We start from the raw sequence: 5047 nt of genomic DNA on the forward strand, positions 1-5047 counted from the left end.
CCGGGCAGCAAAACCCAGATGGCCTTCCGCTCGAAAACCCACAAGGGCGACGGTTACAACGAACTGCGCTTTGAGGATGCCAAAGGCAGTGAAGCGCTCGCTTTGCATGCTCAGCGCGATATGAACACCGTGGTAAAACATGACCAGACCCTGGTCGTGGAAACCGGCAACCGTCAGGTCGCTGTGAAGGCCGGTGATGAACAGACCCTTATTGAACAGGGTAACCTCAGCGAAACCATCTGCCAACTGCGCAGCACCGAAGCCAACCAAGTCCAAGTCAAGACCCACGCCGGGAAAGCGGGAGCCGGGACTCAGCTGTATGAAGCCAGTGACATTATCACGCTGAAAGTCGGCGCAGGAAAAATCGTGATGACCCAGGAGAACATCAAAATCACCTTCGGCGGCTCCGTCATTGAACTCAACTCCGGCGGCGTTTTGGTTAACGGCACAAAAATTGGCCTGAATTAACGCCGGCAAAAGACCCTAAACACTCACCAGGATAACCCTATGACCCAGAAAACGCCTTTAGTCCCGTTTCACTTCAATGCCGGCTCGGTCAACGTCCCCCACGACTGGCAGGATGTCAGTATACTGGTACTCAGCAGTCCCGACGACAAAAACGGCAGCAGCTTCACCCTGTCCCGCGATACCTTACCCTGGGGACTCGACTTTATCGCCTTTGCCGAACGGGAAATCACCGCACTCAGTCAGCAGCTGAAAAACTATCAGGCCATTTCACAGGAAAACGGCCCGCTGGAGGGCCGGGAAACCGTGACCTCGGAGTTCACCTGGCACTCCCCGCAGGGGCCCCTTCATCAGCTGATGCGGCTGCTTAACCTGCCAGAGCAGGTGCTGATTTTTACCGGCACCTGCTCCGGCAGCATGACTGAGATTCAGCGTCAGCAGATGCTCGCCATGATGACCTCGTTTCAACCCCGTTCGGATGATGAACAATAACCTCAGGGTGCCGTCATGAGCCTATTACAGACTGTCTGGGTGGGGGCCGGGGCCGCCCGCCGTCCTCCCGCCGCATCACCCCGGAAAACCGCCGCCGGCACAGAGGCGCCGGTTCAATCCGCCTCGCCGCCCCGGACCGCAAAGACAACCTCACATTCGGATAAGGCCCTGGCATTTCTGGAAAGCGATGCGTTCAGCCAGGTCTCTATGGGGGCCGCCGGCGCCTATGCCGTGGCGACCGGAGCAGCGGCGCCCTTTGCCGCGGGCCTGGCCGCCGGCACCGTGGGAGCTTATGCCGGCAGCTATGCCGGCGATAAAATGGGTCATCAGATAGCGGATTTTCTGGGCATGCAGACGGTCTCTACCGAGGGAAACTCCCCGGCCCGGCTGGGCGATGCGATTGCCCACCAAAATAAAAAGGCCGGATTATGGGGGGCGCTGGGCGGCATTCTGCTGGGCGCGGTGGCGGTGGTGGCTGTCGGGGCGTTAACCCTGGCGACCGGCGGACTGGCCCTGGCGGTGGTCGCCGGGGCAGCCGCAGGATTAGCCGGCGGGTTTGTCGGCGGCATGGTGGCCGGTATCGGTGCCGCTATCGGGCAATACGGCGAAAATAAAGGCACCATTATTGAAGGCTCCCCGAATGTCTTTTTTGAAGGCAAGCCGGTGGCCCGGGTCGGGGATAACATTGTGTGCAGCGACCACCCCGGCACGGTCGTCATTGCCGAAGGGGCTAAAACCGTGTTTGCCAACGGTAAACCGATTGCCCGGCTGGGTCACCGCACCACCTGTGACGCCAATATCAACAGTGCCGCCGCCTCCATTGCCATTACCCAGGAGACGCAGGGGGTGTATGACATCATGGCAAGCAGCGACACCGAGTTACGCTGGGCGGTGGCGCTGGCCGGATTAATCCCCCTGCCCAGAGGGAAAAAAGGCGGCCCCCATCACGAACCCCGCCCGTCAGTGAAAAAAACAGGCTGTAGCAGCCAGCGCTGTAGCACAGCCGGTGAACCGGTGGATGTGGCGACCGGCGACTTCTTACAGGTCTGGCCAGCGCTCGCCCTGCCCGGCGTGTTGCCGCTGGCGCTCAACCGGGTCTACCGCTCGACCGCGAACTTCTCCGGCCTCTTTGGTCCCCAATGGGCGGACGACTGGTCGCAGCACCTGAGACGCGACGGCGAGGAGACCCATTTCACCGACGGCGAAGGCGTGATTTACACCTTCCACACCCCGGACGAAAACGTCTTTTCGGTCAACCTGCACGCCGGGCATTATCTGCTGTACGGCCAGTTAAATGGCGAACTGCACCTGTTTAACCGCCATACCCAGCACACCCTGAGTTTTGCTCAGAGGCAGGGCGATAAACGTGGCCTGTCAACGATAGCGGACCGCCACGGCAACCGGACCGTATTTCGTTACGATGAGACCGGACGCCTGGCGGATATCGTCCATGCCGACAGCACTGAACTGGTGCTGCACTATGAACACCGGCAACTGACCGCCATTGACTGGCTGCACCAGGGACAGCGCCAGCGGCTGGTGACTTGTCGCTATGATAATCAGGGTTACCTGGCCGAATGCGCGTCGTTTCAGTTTAACCACCTGTGGCATGAATACAGCCCGCCGGGCTACATGACCCGCTGGCATGACACCGACCAAACCGATGTCGCCATTCACTATGATAACGCGGGCCGGGTCATCGCCACCACCACCCCCCAGGGCTACTGGCAGGACCGCTTTGACTATGATGACGAAAACCGCGTCACCCGGTATTTCGACGCCGAAGGCGGCTGTACCCGCTACGAATATAACGCCGACGGCCTGGTCACCCGCGAAGTTAACCCGCTCGGCCATGAAACCCTGACCCAATGGGACTTCGGCCACAAAATAGCGGAAACCGACCCGCTGGGCCGCACGGTCCACTGTGAATACAACCGGTACGGGGAACTGACCGTCTCCACGAACCCGCAGGGGGACAGCACCGCTTACCACTACGATGAATACGGGCAGCTGACCGCGGTGGCACAGCCCGACGGCGATACCTGGCGATGTCACTATAACGACCGGGGCAGTCTGGACGCCGTCACCGACCCGCAGGGCCGAATGGAAGAGACCCGTTACGGCCCTCGGGGTGAAATCCTGCGCCATACCCTGCCGGACGGCCGCAGCTGGCGCTACGGCTATGAACAACAGCAGTTAAGTGAAATTGAGGCCCCGGACGGCACCGTCACCCGGTTTGACTCTGACGGCCTGGGCCGACTCCTGACCGTCACCGATGCCCTGCATCAGCAGACCCGCTATCATCACAGCCCCTTTCATGCCAGCCCGGCGGGCAGCGTCAGTGAAATCCACCTGCCGGACGGCGTCCGCCAGACCCTTGACTACGACAGTGAACGGCGAGTCTCGGCGGTCACGGACGGCGAAGGCAAAGTGACCCGCTACCGTTACGACGCTTTCGACCTGTTGAGCCGCGTCACCCACCCCGACGGCACCGCCCTCACCTTTACCTACGACAGACTGACCCGCCTGACCGCGGTGACCAACGCCACCGGGGAAACTTACCGTTACACCCGCGACCGGGCCGGGCGGATTACCGGAGAAACCGACTTTACCGGACGGACAATCCAGTATCAGTATGATAAGGCCGGGCGCAAAATACTGGCCCGTTACCCGGATAATCAGCGGCTGCGCTGGTGCTATACCCCGGAAGACCGCCTCACCCGGCAGGAAGTCTGGCAGGAAGACGAAGCCCAGTGTCAGCTGGTTGCGGTCACGGAATACGGCTATGACCACAAAGGCCGGCTTATCCGCGCCGTCAACCCGGACGCGGTGGTGGCATTTGACTATGACGATGCCGGCAACCTGACCGCCGAAACGATTAACGGCCGCACGGTGACCCACGAATGGGACGCCCTGAGCGGCTTACCGGTCAGCCAGCAGGCGGATAACCTGCCGGCCCTGCGCTGGGACTATGGGCCGCTCGGTCAGGTCACTCGCATTGAGTTGGCCGGCCACGCCCCGCTGCACATACAGCATGACCCGCTGGGACGGGAAACCGTACGGGAAAGCGGGGCCGGATTTATCCAGTCACAGGCTTACACCCCGCTCGGGCTGCTGGCCCATCAGGCGGCCGGGCACCGCTCAGGGCGGTTTAAACAGACCCGGCACGAAGCGGACTCACATTATCCGCCATCGGGCAGGGCGGTGACCCGCCGCTGGCATTACAATCCGGCGCACACTGTCGCCTGTATTGAAGACCGACGCTGGGCAGAAACCCGTTACGGCTACAATGCGAACGACCAGGTGGTGACCGCGCAGTTTGGTGGTCCGACCGCGTGCGACGAACAGTTTGTGTATGATGCCGGTCAGAATCTGCATTACCACAAGCGGGTGCCGGCGCGGCTCAGTGACGACGTGCGGCAGACGTCTCAGGCGCAGCAGGCCGGGCGGGTGGTTCAGCACGGCACTAACACCTATCGCTATGATGAGAACGGGTGCCGGGTGGAAAAAACGGCGCGCCGGTACGGCCATCGGCCCCGGACCTGGCGTTACCGCTGGGACGGGCAGCAGCGGCTGACCGGATTCATCAGTCCGGAAGGGGTGCGCTGGCGTTACGGCTATGATGCCTTCGGGCGGCGGATCAGTAAGCGAAAAGAAGGGGACCACGCTGGTCAGGCGGTGAAACCGACCGCCATTATCGGTTACGATTACCTGTGGAGCGGCGACCAGCTGATAGAAGAGACGCCGGTCTATGCGGACGGGACCGTTGCCTATGAGCAGAGTATTCACTGGCTGTACGAACCGGGTGCACTGACGCCGTCGGCGCGGTATGAAAAAGGTCAGCTATACTATGTGGTGAGCGACCACCAGGGGACAGTACGAGAAATTCTGACCGAGGACGGCGAGCTGATATGGGCGGGCCGGCTGCTGACCTGGGGCGAGGCCGAGTGCTGGCGGGTGCTGACGCGCAATGACCCGCGGAACCTAACGTGTAACCTGCGATTCTGTGGGCAGTATGAGGATGAGGAAAGCGGGTTATTTTATAATCGGCACCGTTATTACGAGAGGGAAACGGGACAGTACTTATCGC

3 protein-coding genes are annotated in these 5047 nt (G+C 61.2%); all 3 read left to right on the forward strand.

The window, feature by feature from the left end; genetic code table 11:
- On the forward strand, positions 1-468 hold a 468-nt coding region (locus tag LGZ99_RS23275), incomplete at its 5' end, for a bacteriophage T4 gp5 trimerization domain-containing protein (protein WP_449301373.1).
- A gap of 39 nt (positions 469-507) precedes the next feature.
- Entirely contained in the window at positions 508-957 is a 450-nt protein-coding gene (locus LGZ99_RS23280) for a DcrB-related protein (protein WP_262979726.1), read from the forward strand.
- A 15-nt stretch (positions 958-972) separates the two neighbouring features.
- The coding region (locus tag LGZ99_RS23285) for a PAAR domain-containing protein (protein ID WP_262979727.1) at positions 973-5047 on the forward strand (4075 nt) is incomplete at its 3' end.

Source organism: Photorhabdus temperata (assembly GCF_025384845.1).
In the GTDB taxonomy this organism is placed as follows: Bacteria; Pseudomonadota; Gammaproteobacteria; order Enterobacterales; family Enterobacteriaceae; genus Photorhabdus; species Photorhabdus temperata.

What these genes read in the sequence shown, in the direction of transcription:
- LGZ99_RS23280 (WP_262979726.1), top strand. Translation starts at nt 508, where the DNA reads ATGACCCAGAAAACGCCTTTAGTCCCGTTTCACTTCAATGCCGGCTCG.